This is a genomic window from Sphingomonas sp. GW821-FHT10C01 (assembly GCF_059415525.1).
This window is the reverse complement of record NZ_JBWKNK010000001.1, coordinates 2,429,936-2,451,232: the sequence shown is the minus strand read 5'-3', so window position 1 is coordinate 2,451,232 and position 21,297 is coordinate 2,429,936. Positions and strand designations below refer to the sequence as shown.

The window sequence follows — 21,297 nt, the reverse complement described above, 5'->3', positions numbered from 1 at the left end:
CTATCTTGAAAAGCATTTCATAATTGCATAGCATCCCTTCCCGAAGGGCAAATGTGCCCGGTCATATTCGAAGGGGAGGAAACATGCTTCGAAGTGCAATTCTTTTGCTGGGCACCGCGCCGCTGGCGCTGATCGCCAGCACCGCGCATGCGCAGACCACCGATTCGCAGGCCGCGCCTGAGCCCGCCGCCGAGGAAGAGATTGTCGTCGTCGGCACCGCAGGCGGCGGTACGCGCCGCCAGGATGCGGCCTTCGCCGTAACCACGTTGAGCGAGGACGCGATCGACCGCGCCGCTCCCACCAGCACCGCCGACATCCTGCGCACCGTGCCGGGCGTGATGGCCGAAAGCTCGGGCGGCCAGAATGGCGCCAACATTTTCGTGCGCGGCTATCCTTCGGGTGGCGACGCGCAGTTTGTGACCTTCCAGATGGGCGGCGTGCCGATCTATCCGCCCGCGACGCTGTCCTTCCTCGAAAACTCGCAGCTCATCCGCCTCGACGAGACGGTGAAGCGCATCGAGGCGGTTCGCGGCGGCACCGGTTCGCTCTTTTCGAGCGGCCAGCCGGGCCTGACCGTCAACGTCGTGCCGCGCACCGGCGGGAGCCGGTTCGAGGCGTTCGGCAAGGTTAGCTACACGGACTATGGTGAGGTTCGCGGCGACGCCTGGGTTTCCGGCCCGCTCGGCGAGAATACCGGCTTTATGATCGGCGGCTATTATGCCCAGGGCAATGGCGTTCGCGATCCGCAATTCCGTGCCGAGAAGGGCGGCCAGATCACAGCCAACATTCGCCACGAGTTCGACAATCGCGGCTCGGTCGAGATCTATGCCCGCTATCTGAATGACCGGGGCCAGTGGTTGCTGCCGATCCCGATCGTTTCGAACAATGGCGAGATCAGCGCCTATCCCGGCTTCGATGCGGGCACCGGCACGTTGCCCGGCCGCGAGACGCGGGTGACGACCAATATCGTCGGCCGCACGCTGGACCTCGCGCAGGGCCGCGGCGCTGACGTGATCAACACGGGTCTCTCCTTCGAATATGAGGTTGCCGACGGGCTGCGGCTGCGCGAGCGGTTGAGCTACCTTGGCGGCAATGCCGATACCGTCGGCATGGTTCCCGCCGGTGCGCCGGTCGCGGCGTCGGCGATGGCGATGGCGACCACGCTGGGCGGCGCGGGATCGACCGTGTCGAGCCTGACCTATGCCAATGGCGGCCAGGCCGTTACCGGCGGCGCCAATGCGCAAGTGATGCGCGCCGGCCTGTGGGAAGTGCGCAAGAAGATCTCGTCCTTCGTGTCGGATACGGCGTTCGAATGGACGGCGGGCAGCAACAAGCTGACCGGTGGCTTCTACTTCGCGGACTACACCTCGCGCGACAAATGGGTGCTGGGCAACCAGGTGCTGCTGACCGCCGAGCCCAATGCGCGACTGCTCAACATGACGCTGAACGGCGGCCGCACCGCGACGCTTAATGGCTTCACCAGCGGTCCCGGTTTTCAGGTCGACGCCTTCTACAAGGGCACCGATTACTCCTTCTACGCGGTCGACGAATTCCAGATCACGCCCGAGCTGCGGATCGACGGCGGGATCCGCTGGCAGCGCCATGTCGTCGACGCGACGCTGCGCACGCCGCAGGCGGCGACGGTCAACCTGGATGGTAACCCGAACACGCTGTACGACAATGCCGTCAACGTGCTGGGTGGGCCACGCCAGCTTCGCTATGCCGACTCGGCATGGTCGTGGACGGCGGGCATCAACTACGACATCACCAGTCAGATCGGCGTGTTCGCCCGCTACAGCCGCGGCAACAGCTTCCCGATGTTCGACAATCTGCGCGAGGGCCTCACGCAGATAGCGGAAGTCGACACCTATGAGGGTGGCCTCAAGATCTCGACCCCGATGGTCAGCCTCTATGCCACCCTGTTCCACAATAAGTTCGACGGGCTGGCGACAACGGCGCTCATCAACAATGTGCCGCTCAGCGCGGTCGGCGGCGCCAAGGCGACCGGCGTCGAGCTGGAAGGCGCGATCCGGCCATTCCAGGGGTTCAGCATCACCGCGTCGGGCACCTGGCTCGACGCGAGCTATGTCGACTTCTTCTCGGGTGGCGGCACGATCAACAACACCGGCAACCAGGTGCAGCGCCAGCCGAAATGGGCGTGGCGCGTAACCCCGGCCTATGAGGTCGATCTGGGCGGCGTGAAGCCGTCGCTGTTCGCGACGCTGCAATATACCGGCGACCGCTTCTCCGACCCTGAGAATCTACAGGTCCTGCCCAGTTTCTACCAGCTCGATGCCGGCATCTCGGTCGAGGTGGCGGAGCGGGTGACGCTGGCGGTGACAGGCAACAATTTGACCAACGAGATCGGCCTGACCGAGGGCAACCCGCGCATCATCGGCGGGCAGGGCTCGGGTACGATCCTGGCACGACCCATCCTCGGCCGTTCGTTCCGCTTCAGCGCCGCGCTGAAGTTCTGACGGCCACCTTCCTCCCCGGGCCAAACCCTCTCCCTCCTTTTTGGCCCGGGGATTTTCTATCCTGAGCCGTTGTCCGTAGCGTAACCGGAGACCTGCCCATGCGCCGCCGCAATTTGCTCAAGGGAATGGCGGGGGCGGTGGCGGTTTCCGCGACAGCCTCGACTGCTGCGCGCGTGGTGGGACGTCAGCGCAATGTGTTGTTGCTGATCTCCGACGACCAGGGGCTGGACCTTGGCTGCTACGGCACGCCGATCGCGACCCCTAGGCTCGACCGGCTGGCGGGAGCGGGGACGCGGTTCAGTCATGCCTTTGCGGCAGTATCCTCATGCAGTCCGAGCCGGGCGGTGATCCATACCGGACTCTATGGGCACCAGAACGGCATGTACGGGCTGCAGCACGATGTTCACCACCAGTCACTGCTCGACGGGATCGAGACCTTGCCGTCGATGCTGCGCCGGGCGGGCTATGCGACGGCGCTGGTGGGAAAGAAGCATATCGGGCCGGACAAGGCATTTCCGTTCGAGGCCGAGCTGGTGCCCGAGCGGTCGGGCATCCGCGACGTGCGCGAGATGGCGGTCGCGGCGGCGAGCTTTATCCGGTCGACCAATGACCGTCCGTTCTTCGTCACCGTCGCCTATAGCGATCCACATCGCGCTGCGACCGACTATGGCAACGACCGCACCTGGCCGGGGGTGGCACCGATCAGCTATGATCCGGCCAAGGTGCGCATCCCAACGCATCTGCCCGACCTGCCCGAGGTGCGGCGCGACCTTGCCGAATATTATGAGTCGCTGAGCCGGCTCGATAGCGGCGTCGGGATGCTGCTCGATCTGCTCGCCGAGAGCGGGCGGGCGGAGGATACGCTGGTCGTGTTCCTCAGCGACAATGGCCGGCCGTTTCCGGGGGCGAAGACCAACCTCTACGCGCCGGGACTCCACCTGCCGCTGATTGTACGTGCGCCGGGCAGCGGGGCGTCGGTCAATGATGCGATGGTGAGCTGGACCGATATCGCGCCGACGATCCTCGATTGGGCGGGCGTGGCGCCGCCGGACTACGCGCTGTCAGGCACATCGCTGATGCCGATCCTGGGCAAGTCGGGCGATCCCGCGCGCGACGCGGTGTTCGCGAGCCACGAATTCCACGAGATCAATCAATATTATCCGATGCGTGGTCTGCGTACGCGGACGCATAGCTACATCCAGAACCTCGCTCATCCGCTCGACTATCCGATTGCGGGCGATGTCGCGGGGTCACCGAGCTGGAAGGCGATCGGCGCGGATCGCTCGATCCGCCTCGGCAAGCGTACGCAGGCCGCCTATCTCAAACGGCCGGCGGAGGAACTGTACGACCTGACGCGCGATCCGGACGAGGTGGTGAATGTCGTGGGGGATCGCGCCTATGCCGGGGTGCTGGCCGACCTGCGCACGCGGATGCTCAAGATGCGCACCGCCACGCGCGATCCGTGGCTGGCGGGGCAGACGGACCCGTATGCACATCTGAAACAGAGTTGAGGACGGCGATATGATGAAGGCCTTTGGCGCGTTGCTCGCCTTGTTCGCGACGGCTCCGGCGTTGGCGGGGCAGGAGTCCGCCGCAGTCGAGATACCGGCCTTCACCCTGCCGCCATCGGATCAGCTCAGCGAAGAGGCCAAGGCGGTGCTGCTGCGGATGCGCGCGGCGCGGGCGCCCGATCTGAAGGGAGACATCGCGAAGCAGCGGGCCTTCTACCAGCAATACAATGACGACCGGCTGGCGGAGATGCGGCGACATTTCCGGACGCGCGAGGAGCGGTTGGAACTCGGTGGCGTGACGGTGGATATCGTCACACCCGGCGCGGGTATTGATCGGCGCAACAAGGATCGCGTGCTGATCAATGTGCATGGCGGCGCGTTCATGTGGGGATCGGGGAGCGGCGCACTGGTCGAGGCGATCCCGATCGCCGCGACCATGCGGGTCAAGGTGGTGACGGTCGACTATCGCCTGACCCCCGAGCATCGCTATCCGGCGGCGTCGGAGGACGTAACCGCGGTGTATCGCGCACTGCTCAAGCAATATCGGCCGGAGAATATCGGCATCTATGGCTGCTCGGCGGGTGGGGTGATCACCGCCCAGTCGGTGGCGTGGATCCGCAAACAGGGGCTGCCGCGTCCGGGCGCGATCGGCACCTTTTGTGGAACCGCGGCTGGGTTCAGCGGTGACAGTCCCTATCTTGCCGGACCGATCGCCGAGGGCAGCGCGCCGCCGGCCGGGCCGCTGCCGAAACTGCTGCCGACGGCCTATATGGCGGGGGTCGCGGGCGAGGATGCGGCGGCCTATCCGCTGCTCTCCGACGCAGAGATCAAGGCGTTCCCGCCGACGCTGCTGCTGGCGGGGAGTCGCGACTTCGCCGCAAGCGCGCTGACGCTGGCGCATCGCCGGCTGGCGGCGGCTGGGGTACCGAGCGAGCTGTTCCTGTTCGACGGATTGCCCCATGCCTTTTTCGTGTGGCCCGACATGCCCGAATCGATGGAGGCATATCGCGTCGTCGCACGCTTCTTCGGCACGCATTTGGGCAGACGGAAATGAGCAACAAGATCGACCGGCGCGGCGTGCTTCTGGCGGGGAGTGGCGGCGCATTTGGCCTGTATAGCTGGGCGGCGGAAGCATCGCCGGCCGCGCCGGCGCCGCAGAAGAACCTGCTGCTCAAGCGCATCCCGCGCACCCGGCCGCGCAACATCCTAGTGGTGCTGACCGATGATCATCGCTTCGACGCGATGGGGTTCATGAAGACGCAGGATTTCGGCGAGACCCCGACGCTCGACCGGCTGGCGCGTGAGGGCGTGCATTTCCGCAACGCTTTCGTCACCACCGCGCTCTGCTCGCCCTCGCGCGCGTCGATCTTCACGGGCCTCTATGCGCATCAGCACCGCGTCGTGGACAACAATCACCCGATCCCGCCGGGCCTGACCTATTATCCCGAATATCTCCAGCGCGCGGGCTACGAGACTGCGTTCATCGGCAAGTGGCATATGGGTGCGGAGACCGATCGTCCGCAGCCCGGTTTCGACCATTGGGTGAGCTTTAAAGGGCAGGGCCATTACATGCCGCACCCCGACGGACTGAATGTGGATGGGCGCAAGGTGCCGCAGAAGGGATACATCACCGACGAGCTGATCGAATACGCGCTCGACTGGATCGGCAAGCGCGATCGCAAGCGGCCATGGATGATGCACCTCGCGCACAAGGCGGTACATTCCGAATTCATTCCTGCGCCGCGCCATGCTGGGCAATACAAGGACGCCAAGTTCCGTTACCCGGAGAATATGAAGCCCGGCATGCCCGGCCGGCCGATGTGGGTGGAGAACCAGCGCAACAGCTGGCACGGCGTCGACTTTCCCTATCATTCCACGCTCGACATCGCCGATTACTACAAGGCCTATATGGAGACGCTGCTCGCGGTCGACGAAGGCCTCGCGAAGATCATGGACCTGCTGGCGCAGCGCGGCGAACTGGACGACACGCTGATCCTCTACATGGGCGACAATGGCTTCATGTTCGGCGAGCACGGCTTGATCGACAAACGCGCGGCGTATGAGGAGTCGATGCGCGTGCCGATGATCGCGCGCTGCCCGGCATTGTTCGGGCCGGGCACGGTCGATCAGGTGGTCGCCAATATCGATGTGGCGCCGACGATGCTGGCCGCCGCCGGGCTGGCTGCGCCGGATGGCATGGCGGGCGCGAACATGCTTCCGCTCGCGCGCGGCGAGGCCCTGCCGTGGCGCAAGGAACTGGTCTACGAATATTATTGGGAGCGGAACTTCCCGCAAACCCCGACCGTCCACGCGCTGCGCGAGGATCGCTACAAGTATATTCGTTTCCACGGCATTTGGGACCTAGACGAGCTGTACGACCTGGAGGCTGATCCGCACGAGAATGACAATCTGCTCGCCCGGCCAGGGCATGAAGCGCTGGCGAAGCACATGAGCGCGAAGCTGTTCAAGCTGCTCGACGAGACTAACGGGATGCAGATCCCGCTGAGCGCAGATTCGGATGGTCGCAACGTGCTGCGCAGCGCGAAGGGACCGAAGGGAGCGCCATTCCCGCCGCAGTTCGTGCGCTAGGGGCTATCCGCCCGATACCCGGCGATAGCCCTGGGGCGAGACGCCGATCTCGCGCCGGAACGCGCGCGAGAAATTGTGGACGGTGCTGAAGCCCAGCTGATCCGCGATTTCGGTGATGCTCCAATTTGAATGCAGCACAAGTTCGGCCGCCTTCTGCATCAGTGCGCGGGTCTGCATCGCGCGCGGGCTCTCGCCATGGGTTTCGCGGAACAGCTTGCGGAAATGGGACTGGCTGAGCCGCGCGCCGGCGGCGAGCGCCTTGAGATCGAGCGGTGCCTCGGGCGTTGCTACGATCCGCTCCGCCGCGCGGCGGAGCGCTGGCCAACGGGTACCGGCGCTCGCTGCCGGCGCCGACAGACCGGTGGCGATCTCCGCGAAGATCTCCAGCATCAGGCCGGAAACGCGCAGCGGCCGCCGCGCGCCGCGATGCTCGGCAATCGTTTGGCGCATCAGCGCATGGACGGCGGGGCCGTTGACGACCGGGAGCAGGCCGTTCCAGCCTGCGATAGGCTGTTGGTTCCACGCTGGATGCATGTCGGGGTGAGGGCCCTGCGGGTAGCGAGCGCCGCTGCGGACACGTGGACTGCGTTCAGCATCGTGCACCAGATCGAAATGAAGATAGGCAACGAGCATCGTCGGGGATACGCCGCGCATTTCGTGCAGCACGCCGGGCGGAATCCAGATCAGATCGCCAGGACCGACATCGAAGGCATCGTCGCCGACCGAGAAATGCCCCGTGCCCGAGACGATATAGACAAGCAGATAGTCGAGAACGACCCAGCGCTTGATATGCCAGGGCCCGCGCCAATGCTCGAGCGCGCCGCGCACATAGGGTGAGAGCATCGCGGCGATGGCATAGGTTGCCGAACTGCATTCTGCGCCGCTCATTCGAAGGACATAATCGTTTGGGATATGGATTGCACGCCTCAGGTAAAGACGCGGCTCTCTGCTCGGTTAGGTTGGAAATCAGTCGAAACCATCAGCCGGGAGAGGGGCATGTACTATCCGGAGCCGAGCGCGGACGAGATTGCGCGCTTCAACGCGGACGGGTTCCTGGTCGTTCGCGACGCGATCGACCCTGAGGAGCTACAGGCGCTCGTGGACATGGGGGCGGAGATGATCGGGCGCCCGGCCGACTGGGGGAAGGATTGGGACTGGCGTCGCGGTGAACCGCTCGACCAGCGCGAATTCCGTATCGTTCAGAGCGGGGTCGACCGGCACTTCCCCTGGCTGCCCGCTTCGCGCTTTCGGCACTGGTCCGCCCGCTTTGGCGGCACGCTGATGGGGCAGGGGATGGCGTTTTGGTACGAGCAGTTCCTGGCCAAGCCGCCCGGCACCGGCGCGCCGACGCCCTGGCATCAGGACGAGGCCTATTGGGGACGGACGCTACGCAATCGCGGTGTGACCTGCTGGACCGCGTTTCATGCGGTGGGTACCGACAATGGCTGTATGCATTTCGTGCGGGGCGGACATCGGACGGTGCTGGAGCATCGCAATCCGCCGGAAATGGCGAGCGACCTGCTAGTATGCGATATCGCGGACGGGAGCGACATCGTAGCGTGTCCGATCGAGGCAGGTAGCGTGACCTTTCATCACAGCGCGACTCCACACATGACCACCGGCAATTCGACGCCGCGCTGGCGGCAGTCGCTGACCCAGCATTTCCGCGCGCCCGATTGTGCGCAGCAAGAGCCGGAACATTATCCTTGGCGAGTCCGCGTCAGCCAGCGCGGTGAGGGATGATCAGCGGTCGATCTCGTCGAGCAGAACCTCGACCAGCCGCAGGCGGACCGTGGCGCGCGACCAGACGATGCCGATGCGGCGGCCGACCGGCGCGCCGGGCAAGGGCAGGCGAGACAGGTTCAGCCCCTCCGGCCAGGGCGGCATCCAGTCGGGGACGAGCGACACGCCAAGGCCGCGGTCGACCATCACCGCGATCGCGTTCAACGCGTTGAGTTCGAACCGTTCGTGCGGGACGATGCCCGACGCGCGCAGATATTCGTCGGCCCGTCGTCCGCCCCACTGATTGCGGTCGTATCGGATCAGCGGCTCTTCGCGCAGCAGGGCGAGCGGATCGCGATCCGCCAGCGCGGGCGGGGCGAGCACGATCAGGGGCTCTTCGCGCAATACTTGCCATTCGCAGGTCTTGGGCAGCGCATGCGGCGCTTCAAGCACGAAGGCGGCGTCGAGGTTTCCAGCTTCCACTTCCGCATAGAGCTGGGCCGAGTGGCTCGAGCGGATATGGACGTTGATCTGCGGGAACTTGGCGCTGACCCGCGCGAGGATTTCGGGCAGCATCCCGATCAGCGGGGTGGTGCAGGCACCCAGCCGCAATTCGCCGCTGAGATCGCCGTCGCGCGCCAGACTGCGCAGATCGGCGACGTCGCGCAGCAGCTGTCGGGCTTGGGCGAGGATACGGTCGCCCTGTTCAGTCATTCGCACAGTTCGTCCGACGCGCACGATCAGCGGGGCGCCGAGTTCACGCTCCAGTGCGTGTAGTTGTTGCGCGACGGCGGATGGGCTGAGCGTCAGCGCGCGCGCCGCAGCCGCCATCGATCCGTGTTCGACCACCGCCACGAAGGTCCGCAGGAAGTTGATGTCGATGGTGTTGCTCTCCGTTCAGGCCGCCGTCTTACGCTGTTTGTCGTAGATGGTCAGGCCCTCCAGCGAATGGCTTGGCGGCGGGAAGAACAGGCTGGCGAGATAGCCGATCACGATCGACGCCATGATTGCGAGCGCCAGATACCAATACGGGTGGATCAGCCCGAAGATCCACACCACCAAGGTCAACAGTGAGGCGCCGACGATCCCGATCGCGACCCCCTGCCAGTTCGCCCGGCGGGTGAACATGCCGAGCGTGTAGGCGCCAGCGCAGCTGCCGCCGAGCAGGCCGAACAGCTCGATGGTGAGGTCAAGCAGTGAGTGGATGTCCATCCGGGACAGGATGATGGCAATGCCGATTCCGATCAGGCCGACGACGACGCTCATCCATTCGGCAAAGCGGACGGTCTGCTCCTGAGTGGGGTTGCGGAACTTGCCATAGAAATCGACCGATAACAGGGTCGCGACCGAGTTGATGATACCAGACAGCGTGCCCATCGCGGCGGCGAACAGACCGGCGATGATCAGGCCTGTGATCCCGGCGGGCAGCTCCGTGCCGATAAAGGCCGGGAACACCGCGTCGATCGGGAGCATCGGGTTCAGTTGCGCCGGGTTCTCCCGGTAATATGCGAACAACACGGTGCCGATGATGTAGAACATGAAGGCGCTGGGTAGCAGCACGACCGCGAACACCCAGACCGACCGGCTCGCTTCCTTCTCCGACGGTGTGGCCAGCACGCGCTGCATCAGCACCTGATCCTTGGGGAAGGTGAGCACGACGTCGAACAGCACCAGAATGAGGAAGCCCCACAGGGTCGGTTGGGTGACGTCGAAGCTCAAATTGACCATGTCGGTCTTCTCGAACGCGCGCGCGGTATCGACGATCGGCATCAGGCCGAGCTGATAGACGATGTAGCCGATCGCGAAGCACGCGCCGCCGGTCAGCACCATCACCTGGAAGACGTCCGTCCACACCACCGCCTTCATGCCGCCCAATGCGGTATAGATGATCGTGAAGACGCCGACGATGATGATGCACGCGACGATGTTGGTGTCCGTGATGGTGCCGATCGCCATCGCGGGCAGGAACAGGACGATGCCCATCCGTCCGCCGATCTGCATCAGCATCCACAGCGCACTCGACAGCAGCCGGATCGAGGGGTGGAAGCGGGTCTCGAGATAGTTGAACACCGACACCAGGTTGAGGCGGCGGAACAGCGGAACGATCCAGATCGCGACGAAGATCAGGCCGACGATCGTCGACATCTTCGACATGATGTACTGCCAGTTGGTCTCATACGCCTTGGCCGGGATGGCGAGGTAGCTGATCGAACTGATGCTGCCCGCGAACATGCTGATCCCCGCCGCCCATGCCGGGATCGACCGACTGCCGAGGAAGAATTCGCTGGACGATCCGTTCTTGGCGCCGCGGTAGAAGTAGAAGCCGACGCCCAGCATCCCGAACATGTAGACGGCGATGATCAGCCAATCGAAAATCGCCAGCGACTGGCGTTCGCTGACCAGTTCGGTCGCGGCGAAGTCGAGACCGTTGCTGCCGGCGCGCGCGACCAACAGGCCGTCGCCATAGCTGGTCGCCGCAAACGCTGTGCTGGGTTGCGGGTTGCCGAGCGCCGCCCAGGCATCGGTGATCGCGCTGTAGCTGTAGAGCCGAGTCGCGCCGTCCGCAGTGGTGCCAAGATAGAGGAGATAGGCCTGACCGATCGCGCGGGCTGACCCGGGCAGGATGGTCGCGGGTGCCTTAGCGCCCGCACGCCAGCCCTTTTCCGGGAACCAGCGCCATTGCGCGCCATCGGCCAGGGTTACGAACGCGCCTTTGTTCTGCGCGCCCAGCGCGACCGGCAAGCCGGTACCGGGCCAGGCGGGTTGCGTGGTCCAACGACCGGGCGCGGACAGCGATAGTCTGAAGAGGCGGTTGCTGCCGTCGGTAGCGATGCCGGCCACCCACAGATTATCGCCCGCGATGGCGGCCTGGGCCGACCGTAGCGGGGTCGGCAGTGCGGCCAAATGGAGGACGGCGAGTCGGTCGTGCACGAGTCCGATCCGGGCGACCCGCTCCGCAAGACTGTCGCTCCCGACCAGAAGGGCGGCGCGGTTGCCGTCGCTAGCCGTCCCGCTGATGATACCGAGCTTGATGATGGCCGCGGTGTTCAGCGCCTTCCAGTCGCGCTTGTCGGCGGTCAGCGCGAAGGCGCGCGCTGCATCCAGCGCAATGGGCCTGCCGTCGATGCCGACCAGGCGAACGGTTTCCATGACACCAGGCAAAGCGGGAAGGGCGGTCACCTTGCTCGATACCGGCGACCCCGCATTGGCGATGCCGGGCATCAGGCAGAGCGCCAGCGAAGCCAGCAGCCAGGATAGAGCGAGACGGACGATCATGCTGCGCCTCCAGTGCGAGCGAGCAGGGCCTGGGCCTCCGCGATCATGGGCTGATCGACCATTCGTCCTTCGAACATAAATGCGCCGCGTCCGGCTGCCGCAGCCGTGCGCGCTGCGGCAACAAGTCGGCGCGCGATGGCGAGATCACGATCGCGTTCGAATATCTCGTTGGCGGCGGCGATCTGACTGGGGTGGATACAGGTCTTTCCCGCATAGCCGAGTGCGCGGGCCATTTCCGCCTCGGCCCTGAACCCGGGTTCGTCGCGCAGGTCGGGCCAGGCACCGTCATAGGCGAAGACACCTGTCTCGGCGGCGGCCAGCCGGACCTGCCATAGTGCTGCATGAACGTTGCGCGGATCGCGCCGGTCGGCACCGAAGGCGGCAAACAGATCGTTGAGACCCACCTGAAGTCCCACGACGTTCGGGACGGCGCGAGCGATGTCGGCGGCGTGCGCCAGACCGCGCGGCGTTTCGATATTCATCAGCAGATTGACCTTGCCGGCACCAACTTCCGCAATGGCGCGGGCGGCGGCGACCGCACCCGCCGGATCGTCGATCTTGGGCAAGTTCAGAATGTCGACGCGGCGGTCGCTGAGCGCTTTCAGGTCCGCCGTGAAATCCAGACCGCGGGGATCGTTGACGCGAACGATGATCTGCTTGGCGGTCTCACGGGCGGCATCGCTGTCGAGAAAGGCCGCGAGCCGATCGCGGGCGGACGCCTTGCCGTCCGCCGGGACCGAATCCTCAAGGTCGAAGGAGAGCGCATCCGCGGCGCTCGCCAGCGCCTTGTCGAAGAACTCGGGACGCGAGCATGGCACGAACAGCTTGCTGCGCATCGATACAGATCCTCCCCGCCGGGTGTATCCCGGTCGACGCCATCGATAGCCGCGTGTGGAGCAAATTGATGCTGGTTTCACACCGCACATTTTATGAGGTCTCGTGATTTACTCCAATTTCGGACCGCACAAAATGTCCGGTATGAACGCAGCACAACCCCGGTTTTATCGTGCAGTGTGGGGAATAGGATGCGCGCAGATAAGCAAATATGAGTTGGGAGGGGAGTGATGAGGAAATTTGCGCGCGCTACGGTTGGAGCGTTGATGCTCGGCGGAATAGCGATGCCGGCCTGGGCGCAGTCCGACGCCGAGCCTGCGGCTGCTCAGGACGGTGCCGACGAGAACGCCAAGGACGTGATCGTTACGGGCAGCCGTACGCCCAAGGCCGTCGACAAGATCCCTGGCGCCATCACCGTCATCTCACCGGCTGAGCTGTCGCGGTCGCTGACGCTGACCGAGGACAATACCGCGGTGCTGGCCAAGACCGTGCCGGGCTATTCGGAATCGAACCAGACGCTGAACACGCTTGGCGAGACGATGCGCGGCCGCACTGCACTCTATCTGTTCGACGGCGTGCCGCAATCGACCCCGCTGCGCGACGGTAGCCGCAACGCGACCTTCACCGACATGTCGACCGTGGAGAAGATCGAGGTCATCGGCGGCGCTTCCGCAGCCGAGGGCATCGGCGCGGCCGGCGGCGTCATCAACTACATTTCCCGCCGCGCGACCCGCGACGGCTTCCACGCCAATATCGGTGGACGGTTCGGCAGCCAGTTTCGCGACGACAGTGAGACCTGGGGCATCAAGGGCGACGTCGCCTACAAGGGTGGCTCGTTCGATGTGTTCGCCGCCGCCGCTTATGTCGATCGCGGCATGACCTATGACGCAAAGGGTCGCCGTATCGGCCTGTCGGCGTCTAGCTCGCTGGCGGATTCGACCCAGCGCAATTTCTTCCTCAAGGTCGGCACTGATTTCGGAAGCGCCGGCGTACAGCGGCTGGAAGCGACCGGTAGCTATTTCAAGCTCGCGAGCAAGGGGGGCTATCACTATGTCGCCGGCAACCGCGCGCTCGGTCTCCCGGATACCGCCGAACCCGGCCCACTGCTGGTCAATGGTCGCGATGTGCTGCGCGAGGAGTTCAACGAGTTCATCCAAGGCGCGCTGACCTACACGCATAACGATCTGTTCGGCGGCAACCTCATCGTGACCGGCTACTATGCGAAGCAGGCGATGCGCTTCGGCGGAGAGAACAGCACCGATCGTCAGGATCCGCTGATCGCGCCGATCGGTACACTGGTCGATCAGTCGGAGATCCGATCCGAGAAATACGGTCTGCGCACCTCCTATTCGCGTCCCGATTTCCTTATCGAAGGCCTCGAAGTGCGCGTCGGCATCGACGCGGTGCATGACGAGACCGAGCAGCGCTTGGCGCTGACCAACCGGGTCTGGGTGCCTCCGATGAAGTATACGAGCTTCGGCCCGTTCGCTCAGCTTTCCTGGGACATCGGCCCGGTCACCTTCTCGGGCGGCGTCCGGCATGAAAGCGGCAAGATCAAGGTCGACGACTATACGACCACCTTCTTCCGTGGCCGTCAGGCTGTGAAGGGCGGCGAGCTCGAGTATAAGAATACCCTTCTCAATGGCGGCGTGGTCGTGCGGCTTGGCCATGGCTTCTCGGCTTTCGCGTCGTACAGCGAAGGCTTCACCCTGCCGAATGTGGGCATCCCGCTGCGCAACGTGAGCACGCCTGGCCAGTCGGTCGCGAGCATCTTTGACGAACTGCAGGCGGTGGTGTTCGAAAACAAGGAAGTCGGCGTGAACTGGCGCGGCAGCTGGGGTAGCTTCGGCATCTCGCGCTACAATTCCTATTCGAAGCTCGGCTCGACCTATGGCGTCGATCCAGTCACGCTGGATTTCGTGCTCAATCGGCGCCCGATCCGGATCAAGGGCTGGGATATGACCGCCGAGGTGCGTCCGATCTCTCAGCTGCGCTTCAATGCGGTCTACAGCTCGCTTGAAGGTTATACGAGCCCGGCCAACTTCCAGAACCGGCCGCTCAACGTTCAGCTCGGCATCACCAATATCGCGCCGGACAAGCTGAACGTCAGCGCGACCTGGACGCCGACCGATGCCGTCTCGCTCTCGTTCGGGATGGACAAGACGTTCGACCGGACCGTCCGGACCGGCCAGACTGTCACCGAGCGGACCACGGGCCGCACGCTGTTCGACCTGACCGCCAAGTACAAGATGAAGGACGTCGGAACCGTCTCGCTGGGCGTCGAGAATTTGTTCAACAAATACTACTTCCTGGCTTTCTCGCAGATCGACTTCTTCCAGAACTATTTCGCGGGCCGTGGACGGACCGTGTCGCTGACGCTCAGAAGCGATTTCTGAGCACGCGCCACGTTTGATAGAAGGACCGATATGACCGGGACCACACCCGGCGGCCGGGTGCTGGTCGCCGGATCCGCAAACGTCGATTTCGTCGTCCGCGCGCCACACATCCCGGCGCCCGGGGAGACGGTGCTGGGCGGCGACCTTTTGGTCGTGCCGGGCGGGAAGGGCGCCAACCAGGCGGTTGCCGCCGCTCGCGCCGGCGGCGCGGACACGGCGATGCTGCTCGCGCTCGGCAATGACCCTTCGGCCGGCGTGCTGGAGGAGTCGCTGCGTGCGGCCGAAGTCGAGCTCCATCTCGTGCGCGCTACACGCCCGACGGGGGCGGCGCTGATCACCGTATCGGACGGGGCGGAGAATGCGATCACCGTCGCCCAGGGGGCGAATGGGGAGCTGGCGCCCGAGCATTTGCCTCCGCTCGACGGGGTGTCCTGGCTGCTGCTCCAGCTCGAAACTCCGCTCGCGACCGTCATCGCCTATGCGCGCGCGGCGACGGTCGCGGGCGTCGGGGTGATGCTCAACGCGGCACCTGCACAACCGCTTCCTGCCGAGCTGCTGGCGTTGATCGATGTGTTGGTGGTGAATGAGGAAGAGCTGGCAGCGATCGTCGGCAAGCAAGGCAGCATCGCCGATCGCCTGACGCGGACCGGCGTCGCCACCACCGTGGTGACGTTGGGCGAGCGCGGCTGCTGCGCGGTCGATCATGGCACGCTGATCTCGCAGGCCGCCTTCTCCATCGTCGCGACCGACACGACGGCGGCTGGCGACACCTTCTGCGGCGTGCTGGGAGCCGCTTTGGCGGGCGGCACCGACCTGCTCGGCGCGTTGCGGCACGCAGCGGCGGCTGCGGCATTGTCGGCGACCCGTAGCGGTGCCCAGACCAGCATCCCGACGGCGGCGGAAGTCGCGGCCTTCCTGGCCGATGCAGCCGAAGCCGATGCGCGTACCCTGGCCGCCTATTGCGGCATTAGCGAGTAGATCACGAACCCGATGACCGACCACCCGATTCGCACCACCAGCGACTACAAGTTCAGCCACGCGCTGACCGGCCCCTATCTGCCTACCCCGGGCAAGGCGCTGGGCTGGCCGTTCCAGGAAATGGGCCGCTGGCGGATGGACGCCGATGGCGATGCGGACGAATGGGTCCGGGGCCTGATCGAATGGCGGCGCGAGCATCTGCTCCGCATCGGCTTCGACGACAGCCTCTACCGCCACCCCGACCTCGTCTGGGCGCAGGGCAATTTCGTCCATGCGCTACTGATGGTCGAGGATCGCTATTTCTACGATCCCGATACCGGCCGCTACACGGTCGACCGCTATCTCGACGATCTCGAGGCGCGGTTCGGCGGGATCGACAGCGTGCTGCCCTGGTACATCTATCCCAATATCGGGATCGACGACCGCAGTCAGTTCGACCTGGCTGACGCGCTGCCGGGTGGGGTCGAGGCGCTCAAACAGGTGGTGGCCGATTTCCACCGCCGCGGGGTCAAGGTGTTCCTGCCGACGATGCCGTGGGACAATGGCACGCGTGAGGGCGACCGGCCCGATTGGGAGCGGATGGCCGATCTGGTCGCCGCGACCGGCGCAGACGGGATCAACGGCGACACCTATTCGGGTGTGCCGCGCGCTTTCCATGTCGCGTGCGAGGCGCGCGGGCGGCCGGTGATCCTTCAGCCCGAATCCACCGCACAGGCGGGCGACCACCATCTTTCGTGGAACCTGCAGAGCTGGACCAAGCGGGTGCCAGACGAAAGCATCCCGACCGTCATCAAGCTCAAATGGCTCGAGCCGCGCCACATCATCAACATCGAGAACCGCTGGAGCCGGAACCGGACCAACGACCTGCAGCACGCCTTCTTCAACGGCATCGGCTATGTCGCCTGGGAGAATGTCTTCGGCTTCGTCAATCTGATCACCGATCGCGATGCCGAGACGCTGCGGCGCGTGGCGATGGTCCAGCGCCAGTTCGGGCCCCTGTTCGTGAGCCAGGACTGGCGCCCGTACGAGCGCACCTTGCAGTTCGGCATCTTCGCCAGTCGTTTCCCCGGTGAGGGGCGGATGCTGTGGACGTTGATCAACCGCAGCGAGTTCGCGGTGACGGGCGAGCAGCTCGACGTCCCGCACGTTGCGGGAACGCGCTATTACGACGTCTGGAACGGCACCGAGCTGTCACCACGGATCACGGACGATCGTGCGATCATCGAGCTGGCGATCGACGGGCGAGGTTTCGGTGCGGTGCTGGCGACGAGCGGCGAGGAGCCGGGCCTCTCTGATTTCCTGAAGGCGATGGCCGCGCGCGCCACCACGCCGCTATCGTCCTTCTCGTCGGCTTGGCATGCTGCGCCGCAGGAGTTGGTCGAGGTCGAAGCAACCGCGCCCTATGGCGTTGCGCCGGCCGGGATGGTCGCCATTCCTGCTGCCGATTTCGACTTCAAGGTGCGCGGCGTGGTGATCGAGGGCTACGCCACCGCAGGCGTGGATATGCAGTATCCTTGGGAGCCCGACCCGCGCCGCACACATCGCCACCGGGTGAACATCCCGGCCTTCGCGATCGATAGATTCCCCGTCACCAACATCATGTTCAAGCGTTTCCTGGACGCGAGCGGCTATGCCCCGAGGGACAGGCAGAACTTCCTCGCCCACTGGGTCGATGGCGCGCCGCCCGCCGGGTGGGACAACAAGCCTGTCACCTGGGTGGGGATCGAGGATGCGCGTGCCTATGCCGCCTGGGCGGGCAAGCGCCTCTGCCGCGAATGGGAATGGCAATATGCCGCGCAGGGTGATGACGGCCGCCTCTACCCCTGGGGCAATGACTGGAACCCGGGCGCGGTGCCTGAACCGTGCCTCGACCGTTCCATGCCCGATCCCGCCGACGTCGATGCACATCCGGCGGGCGCAAGCCCGTTCGGGGTGATGGATCTGGTCGGCAATGTCTGGGAATGGACCGACGAGTATCGTGATCGCCATGTCCGTGGCGCCGTGCTGCGCGGCGGCAGCGCCTATCAGCCGCAGACCAGCCACTGGTATTTCCCCCAGGCCTATCGCCTCGACGAGCACGGCAAATATCTGCTGATGGCACCGGCCAAGGATCGTTCGGCCGGAATCGGGTTCCGTTGTGCCGTCGATCTCTGAACCCGCCCAATATCTCGCGCCACCCGGCGCGGTGGCGCTGGACGGCGTGCTGGGTGAAGCTCTGGCCGCCAATCATCATGGTCGGCTGAGCCATTTCATCACCGACGAGACCAGCCCCGCCATCGCGATCTTCGCGCCTGAAGCAGTGGCGGCGAACGAGGGTGGCGACTGGTATGGCGAACATGCCGGCAAGTGGCTGGCGGCAGCGGCACGTGCGGCTGCACGCAGCGGCGACAAGAGCTTGCTCGGTCGTGTCCGCCGGGTCGCTGACTGGCTGATCGGACATCAGTCCACGGACGGTTATCTCGGCAATTATCCGCCGCCGCGCCGCTTCACCACGAAGCACCCGGAAAAGCCGGTCAGCTGGAATGGCGAGCCGAGCCTGCGCACCTGGGACATCTGGACCCATGCCTATCTGACGCTGGGCCTGGTCGAATTGTGGCGGATGACGGGTGAGGGCAGCTACCTCATTGCTGCGCGGAAAATCGGCGATCTGGTATGGCGGACGCTGACCGAAAGCGGGCTGGATATCACCGATATGGGTAACCATTTCGGCCTGTCGGCGACGGTGATGCTCGATCCTGCGCTGGAGCTGTATTTCGCGAGCGGCGAACAACGCTATCTCGACCTCGCGATCAGGATCGTCGAGCAGATCGAGGGCGAACCGAATAACCGGCTGCTCAGCCAGGCACTGGCGGGCGCCGATCCGTCGGAGATCGCGACCGGCAAGGCCTATCAGCTTCTCTGGAACCTAGTCGGCCTCGCCAAGCTGCATCGCGCGACCGGTGAGGAGAAGTATCTCACTGCCGTGCGCAACCTGTGGACCGCGGTGCGCGACAATCACCTGACTTTGGGCGGCGGGCCGTGGGGTGGAGTCGCGCATCGCTCGCGCGAGGTGTTCAATCCCCCCGCGGTGTTCGACCCCGACGGCTATGTCGAAACCTGCTCGACCATGGCGTGGATCCAGCTCAACCGCGAACTGCTCGCCATTCTTGGCGAGGCGCGGTTCGCGCAGGAGATCGAGCGCAGCGCCTATAATGACCTGATCGGTGCGCAGGCGCCGGATGGGGAGGACTGGTGCTATTACTGCTTCCCCAATGGTCGCCGCGTTCACACCACCTATTGGCGCTGCTGCAAGTCGAGCGGCGCGATGGCGATCGAGGAACTGCCCGCCATCGCCTATGCGACGACTGCGGACGGCGGCATCGCGGTCAATCTGCTCGGGCCGGGCGAGGCGCGACTGAAGCTGCCGGGTGGTGGCACGGTGCGGGTACGACAGGAGACCGGCTACCCGTTCGACGGCAGGATCGACATCACGGTCGAGATCGACCGCTCGCAGGGGTTTCCGCTCCACGTCCGTATCCCGGACTGGGCGGAGGACGCGCAGGTGGCGGTTGCCGGCAAGACCCTGTCGGTACCGGCGGGCGACTATGTGCGCCTCGATCGGCACTGGCAGTCCGGCGATCGCGTCACGTTGACCTTGCCGATACACCCGGTCGTTCATCGCGCCGTCCAACGCAACGTGCAGGAGTCACTCGCGCCCGACGGGTCTCCGGTGGCGCAGCAGGTGATGCGCTACGACTATCTCGCGATCACCCGCGGGCCGCTGGTGCAGGCGACCGGACTGATCGACGGCTACAAGTTGAGTGAAAGCCTGCGCTTCGACGGGGAGCCGGAGATCGAGGAGAAGGGCGGCACCTTGCTCCTCAAGCCGCTTGGCCGCGCACCGATTCCGTTCGAACCCTGGTTCAGCGCTGGCAAGCGCCGTGACGGCATCTGGCGGCTGACATGGATGCCGCTCGCGCCGGAGGACATCGGCTGATGTTCGCCCGCCGTACCTTTCTCGCCGGACCGGCGATGCTGCTTTCCGGTCGGGCCTATGCCCGGGCATCGGGCGAGACGGAGGTGACGTGCCCCGCCGGCCGTTTCGTCGGCGAGCGGGTCGGTGGTATCTCGCGGTTCCGCGGCATCCGCTACGGTCGCGCCGAGCGCTTTCGCCGCGCTGCCGCGACCCCGACCTCGCGCGATCCAGTCCGTGCCACCGCCTTTGGCCCGGCCTGTCCGCAGCGCGGCAAGTACCGCCCGCAATCCGAGGACTGCCTGTTCCTCAACATCTGGACTCCGCAGGCCGACGCACGCGCGAAACTGCCGGTGATGGTCTATGTCCATGGCGGCGCCTACGCGACCGGCAGCGTCACCGATCCCGAGAATGACGGCGCGTCTCTGGCGGGCGGGGGCGTGGTGCTGGTCACGGTCAACCACCGGCTCAACGCGCTCGGCTATCTCTATCTTGCCCCGTTCGACCCGCGCTTTGCGGACAGCGGCAACAATGGCCAGCTCGACCTGATCCTGGCATTGCAATGGGTGCGCGCGAACATCGCGGCATTCGGCGGCGACCCCGCGCGGGTGACGATGTTCGGCCAGTCAGGCGGCGGCGCCAAGATCGCGACGCTCACGGCCATGCCGCAAGCGCGCGGCCTGTTCCACCGTGCCGCGACCATGAGCGGGCAGCAGGTGGCGGTGACCGGTCCCGAGCGCTCGACCGAGCGCGCGCGGGCCTATCTCTCCGCGCTGGAGCTCTCGCCGCAAGACCTATCACCGCTGCTGGCCCTCCCGGTCGAACGACTGCTGGAAGCACTCGCGACCCGCGATCCGTTCGAGGATTCCCCCGTCTATATGGGGCCGGTGCTCGATCGCCGGAACGTGACGCGGCACCCGTTCAGTCCCGATGCCGCGCCCGCCGCGCGCGACCTTGCCTGGATGCTCGGCGGAACCCGTGACGAGACCCGCGCCTATTTCGATCCGGAAGGCGCCGAGATGCGCACCCTCGACTGGGACGCCGTTGGCGCGAAGATCGCCGCCGAGCTGCCGGTGAAGGCGCCGGTAGAGACGATCGTCGCGGAGTATCGCCGCCACCGTCCGTCAGCATCGCCCGCCGACATCTTCTTCGCCGCGACCAGCGACGGGCGCAGCTGGCGCCCGATGCTGGAGGAGGCCGAGGCACTCGCCCGTGCCGGGCATCCGGCCTTCGTCTATCAGTTCGACTTCGCGTCTCCGGTGGAGCCGGCGCGCGGCGCCTTCCATGCGCTCGACATCCCCTTCGTCTTCGGGACGTTGGCGGGGTCGCCGGCCGGAACCGGTGCCGAGGCGCGCGCGGTCAGCGCGGCGATGCAGGAGCGTTTCGTCGCCTTTGCCCGCACCGGCTCGCCCAATGCGCCGGGCCTTCCCGCCTGGCCGGCCTATCGGCTGCGCGATCGCGCGACGATGATCTTCGACGAACGTCGGCGGGTGGTCCGCGATCCGCGTGGCTGGCAGCGGCGGCTGTTCGCACCCTATCCCTATACCCAGCCCGGAACCTGA

The 21,297-nt window shown here is 65.4% G+C and carries 14 protein-coding genes; 10 read left to right on the top strand and 4 right to left on the bottom strand.

Features of this window, described 5'->3' with window-relative positions; genetic code table 11:
- The first annotated feature begins 83 nt into the window (after positions 1–83).
- The 4 genes from AC07M1_RS11965 (at position 84) to AC07M1_RS11950 (ending at position 6,577) form a co-directional block, all read left to right on the top strand.
- Complete coding sequence (locus AC07M1_RS11965; RefSeq protein ID WP_495162760.1) at positions 84–2,477, top strand: TonB-dependent receptor; 2,394 nt, start codon at positions 84–86, stop codon at positions 2,475–2,477.
- Between the two features lie 98 nt (positions 2,478–2,575).
- Positions 2,576–3,988: a sulfatase family protein gene (locus AC07M1_RS11960; protein ID WP_495162759.1), complete on the top strand. Its 1,413-nt coding sequence runs from the start codon at positions 2,576–2,578 to the stop codon at positions 3,986–3,988.
- Positions 3,989–3,998: 10 nt separating this feature from the next.
- Positions 3,999–5,042 carry an alpha/beta hydrolase gene (locus AC07M1_RS11955; RefSeq protein WP_495162758.1) on the top strand — a complete coding sequence of 348 codons (1,044 nt, stop codon included), beginning with the start codon at positions 3,999–4,001 and terminating at the stop codon, positions 5,040–5,042.
- Positions 5,039–6,577, top strand: coding sequence for a sulfatase family protein (locus AC07M1_RS11950; protein ID WP_495162757.1), 1,539 nt, complete (start codon positions 5,039–5,041; stop codon positions 6,575–6,577). The genes AC07M1_RS11955 and AC07M1_RS11950 overlap by 4 nt, the downstream gene beginning before the upstream one ends.
- Before the next feature lie 3 nt (positions 6,578–6,580).
- Here the strand turns inward: AC07M1_RS11950 and AC07M1_RS11945 are convergent, their stop codons facing one another.
- Positions 6,581–7,465 carry a helix-turn-helix transcriptional regulator gene (locus AC07M1_RS11945; RefSeq protein ID WP_495162756.1) on the bottom strand — a complete coding sequence of 295 codons (885 nt, stop codon included), beginning with the start codon at positions 7,463–7,465 and terminating at the stop codon, positions 6,581–6,583.
- Positions 7,466–7,573: 108 nt separating this feature from the next.
- Here AC07M1_RS11945 and AC07M1_RS11940 point away from each other — a divergent pair, with 108 nt between their 5' ends.
- Positions 7,574–8,320, top strand: a complete 747-nt coding sequence (locus tag AC07M1_RS11940; RefSeq protein ID WP_495162755.1) for a phytanoyl-CoA dioxygenase family protein — start codon at positions 7,574–7,576, stop codon at positions 8,318–8,320.
- Here the strand turns inward: AC07M1_RS11940 and AC07M1_RS11935 are convergent, their stop codons facing one another.
- From AC07M1_RS11935 to AC07M1_RS11925, 3 genes are read right to left on the bottom strand one after another with little or no spacing between them, the layout of a single operon-like run.
- A complete protein-coding gene (locus tag AC07M1_RS11935; protein ID WP_495162859.1) occupies positions 8,321–9,166 on the bottom strand; it encodes a LysR family transcriptional regulator in 846 nt (281 codons plus the stop codon). It lies immediately after the preceding gene.
- A gap of 30 nt (positions 9,167–9,196) precedes the next feature.
- Positions 9,197–11,575, bottom strand: a complete 2,379-nt coding sequence (locus AC07M1_RS11930; RefSeq protein ID WP_495162754.1) for a sodium:solute symporter — start codon at positions 11,573–11,575, stop codon at positions 9,197–9,199.
- A complete protein-coding gene (locus AC07M1_RS11925) occupies positions 11,572–12,411 on the bottom strand; it encodes an HpcH/HpaI aldolase/citrate lyase family protein (protein WP_495162753.1) in 840 nt (279 codons plus the stop codon). Before AC07M1_RS11925 ends, AC07M1_RS11930 begins: the two co-directional genes overlap by 4 nt.
- 228 nt (positions 12,412–12,639) lie before the next feature.
- Here AC07M1_RS11925 and AC07M1_RS11920 point away from each other — a divergent pair, with 228 nt between their 5' ends.
- The 5 genes from AC07M1_RS11920 to AC07M1_RS11900 are packed head-to-tail and all read left to right on the top strand — an operon-like array spanning position 12,640 to position 21,297.
- The gene (locus tag AC07M1_RS11920) at positions 12,640–14,805 is read left to right on the top strand and encodes a TonB-dependent receptor (RefSeq protein WP_495162752.1); all 2,166 of its coding nucleotides are present in this window, start codon (positions 12,640–12,642) and stop codon (positions 14,803–14,805) included.
- Between the two features lie 30 nt (positions 14,806–14,835).
- The gene (locus AC07M1_RS11915; RefSeq protein ID WP_495162751.1) at positions 14,836–15,783 is read left to right on the top strand and encodes a ribokinase; all 948 of its coding nucleotides are present in this window, start codon (positions 14,836–14,838) and stop codon (positions 15,781–15,783) included.
- A gap of 12 nt (positions 15,784–15,795) precedes the next feature.
- A complete protein-coding gene (locus tag AC07M1_RS11910) occupies positions 15,796–17,937 on the top strand; it encodes a formylglycine-generating enzyme family protein (protein WP_495162750.1) in 2,142 nt (713 codons plus the stop codon).
- Complete coding sequence (locus tag AC07M1_RS11905) at positions 17,921–19,759, top strand: glycoside hydrolase family 127 protein (RefSeq protein ID WP_495162749.1); 1,839 nt, start codon at positions 17,921–17,923, stop codon at positions 19,757–19,759. Before AC07M1_RS11910 ends, AC07M1_RS11905 begins: the two co-directional genes overlap by 17 nt.
- A complete protein-coding gene (locus AC07M1_RS11900; protein ID WP_495162748.1) occupies positions 19,759–21,297 on the top strand; it encodes a carboxylesterase/lipase family protein in 1,539 nt (512 codons plus the stop codon). Before AC07M1_RS11905 ends, AC07M1_RS11900 begins: the two co-directional genes overlap by 1 nt.